Here is a 2,668-nt window from a genome sequence, read left to right on the forward strand (position 1 = left end):
GCTCGTCGCTGAAACGGGATCGCTTCATTTTCTGTCTCCTGGTGTGGAGAACAGACTAACCTCAAATCGAGGACATTCCAGGGGAGCAGGTCAAATCAAACCTAGACTCCTGGTCTGCAGGTAGTTCGGTTCTACAAGCGCATTGCGATGACACTCCGGCTCCTCTATAGCGAATTACAACGGGAGGATTATCTATGCGTAAGTTATTGAAACAGGTCGGCCGCCCAATCTTGGATCCTTTGCGAAGACGTTTACAGCGACTTCCGTCGTCAGAGCGCAACGGTTACGTAGAGCAGATAGATTCTCTTGAGTCGCGCCTCAGTGACACCGAAAAGAGACTTGAGGACGTTCAAATGAGAACGCTGTTTGCCGCGGCCTTTGCGAAGGCTCCTGCAGAGAGCGACCTAGCTAGACTTAGCGGCGTCGATTTTTCCAATGTATCAGCGGCCCTGAGGACAATCGTAACGACCTATGACAAACAAACCCATGCTTCACCGATCACCGTTAGGTTCGGAGCATCAGAAATTGAAACCTTCAATATGGGAGATTATTCTCTCGTACTTGATAAGTCAGACAATGCTGTCTCACGTCATATCTTGGAAGGAAATGATTACGAACCGCATCTAGTAAGGTACTTTCGGCGCTCGATACTACCGGGCATGACAGTTGTAGATATCGGAGCCAATGTTGGCTTCTATAGTATGCTGAGCGCATCGATCGTGGGACCGGCTGGGAAAGTTCTCTCTTTCGAACCCAATACGGAAAACTGCCGACTTCTGCTGATGAGTGCCGCCATAAACGCATTCAACTGGGTAAAATTATTTCCACTTGCCTTGTCTGACGAGAATGGTACGGCCTTTTTCTCCCCAGCAATTGGTAGCAACGGTGGCTTTCTTCCGAGCATCCAAGAAACACTAATGAGCCCAAACTGCACCGTCGTTCCAACTATGGTTCTGGACGACATGGTAGACATTCCCGTGCATTTTATAAAAGCAGATACCGAAGGAGCTGAATATTTGGCGCTCAAGGGTGGAGAGAGGCTTCTCCGGAAACATTTGCCAATCATAGCTCTAGAGTTCAGTATGGAAATGTCCCAGCGTGTTTCCGGAATTGACGGTGGGGATTTCCTTCGTTGGCTTTATTCGATGGGATACTCTGGATCGGTTTTGAGCCGCTCTGATGCTTCGGACGAGTTAATTACTGACATCGACACGTTCATCTCGGACTGGGGTAACATTACTCGGATCGAAGACATTGTATTTCAACGAACCCGGTAGGAAGCGCCTTCATGATTTATGCTGACATCACGGAGTTTGTCTCTAATCCTATCGGTACGGGCATTCAACGCACCGTCAGAGAGATATTCACACATTGGCCCGGGGGCCTGCCCGCATGCTATTTTGATGGCAACGCTCTGCGCACAATGGCCCCTGATGCCTTGGCCGCAGTCCTCGATAACTCAAGCGAGACAGCGTCACGCGAGAAGGCCGCTATAGCCGCTCAAATCATCGCGGCAAACCCTGGGACAGTCCTAGGCTCCGACGCCTATATCCTAATCCCTGAACTGTTCTGGGACATTCCACGTTGCAATTTCTACGCCGCTCGAGTAGCTGACCAACCGGCAAGAACTTTTGCCATCGTATATGACCTATTGCCTTGGACGCATCAAGACCAGTTCGGTATTGTCGATATGTCACCGCACGAACCCTATTTCCGGTTCATCTTTTCCATGGCCTACACGGCCCATATCAGCACAGAGACCAGACAATCGTACGAGATGTGCACAGGCAGTAAAAAGCCGTGGGACCTTCCTGTTCTGCATCTCGGCGCGGACGGAATTAACATGGAGCGTCAACACTTTTCGCCATCGCGCAAGACCTTCGTCTGCGTTGGGTCTATCGAGGCACGCAAGCGCCAGAACGATATTTTGCGCGCCTTTAAACGATTGTGGGATGAAGGCGTGGACGCGGAATTGGTTTTTGTCGGTCGCGTCTTGCAACATGCAAATCGATCACTGGCGGATGCCGTCAAGGATGCATCGGCAAGATATCCGCAGTTTAAGCATTACGAACATGCGACCGACGATGACCTTATAGCGATCCTTTCAACCGCCCGTGCCACAATCATGGCCAGTACCCTCGAGGGTTACGGCATTCCTCCAATCGAGAGCCTTCATATCGGTATTCCAGTTATCGTCAGCGAGACGATGCCGAGCACCAGGCGATTGCCGAATCTCGGTCAGATCAGGTTCGAACCGAAGCAACCCTCGCAAATCGCCGCCGCCGTCATGACGATGCTGGATGACACCGAGGCTTCAAGATTGTGGGACGAAGCTGCCGTCATAAAACTCCCTATGTGGAGGGACACAGCCATGCAGGTCCGCGAGTGGGCGACGAATATATGGCTAGCTCACAGGCCGATAGACGCCAAACTGGCGGAACGCAGAGACAAGAGTGCCGCTTTATGGCTCAGCGAGATCGGCACCTAGTCTTTCATTGCGCCTTTCCGCACCTCGTACCACCTGACCTGCTCCCCTGGAATGTCCTCGATTTGAGGTTAGTCTGTTCTCCACATGACCTGCTCCCGCCAAATTAGTCCATTCTCAACTGGAATTTTCCAATAATGCCCCCGGTGACGGGCTGAGGAGAATTCGATGAAGAAGACGAAG

General features: G+C 51.4%; 2 protein-coding genes. Both read left to right on the forward strand.

What is annotated here, in order from left to right; genetic code table 11:
* The first annotated feature begins 194 nt into the window (after window positions 1-194).
* On the forward strand, window positions 195-1,277 hold the full coding sequence (locus FHS21_RS30295; protein WP_183665852.1) for an FkbM family methyltransferase: 1,083 nt from the start codon (window positions 195-197) through the stop codon (window positions 1,275-1,277).
* An 11-nt stretch (window positions 1,278-1,288) separates the two neighbouring features.
* Window positions 1,289-2,488, forward strand: a complete 1,200-nt coding sequence (locus FHS21_RS30300) for a glycosyltransferase (RefSeq protein ID WP_183665854.1) — start codon at window positions 1,289-1,291, stop codon at window positions 2,486-2,488.
* Window positions 2,489-2,668: the final 180 nt, after the last annotated feature.

The organism is Phyllobacterium trifolii (genome assembly GCF_014192095.1).
Taxonomy (GTDB): Bacteria; Pseudomonadota; Alphaproteobacteria; order Rhizobiales; family Rhizobiaceae; genus Phyllobacterium; species Phyllobacterium trifolii.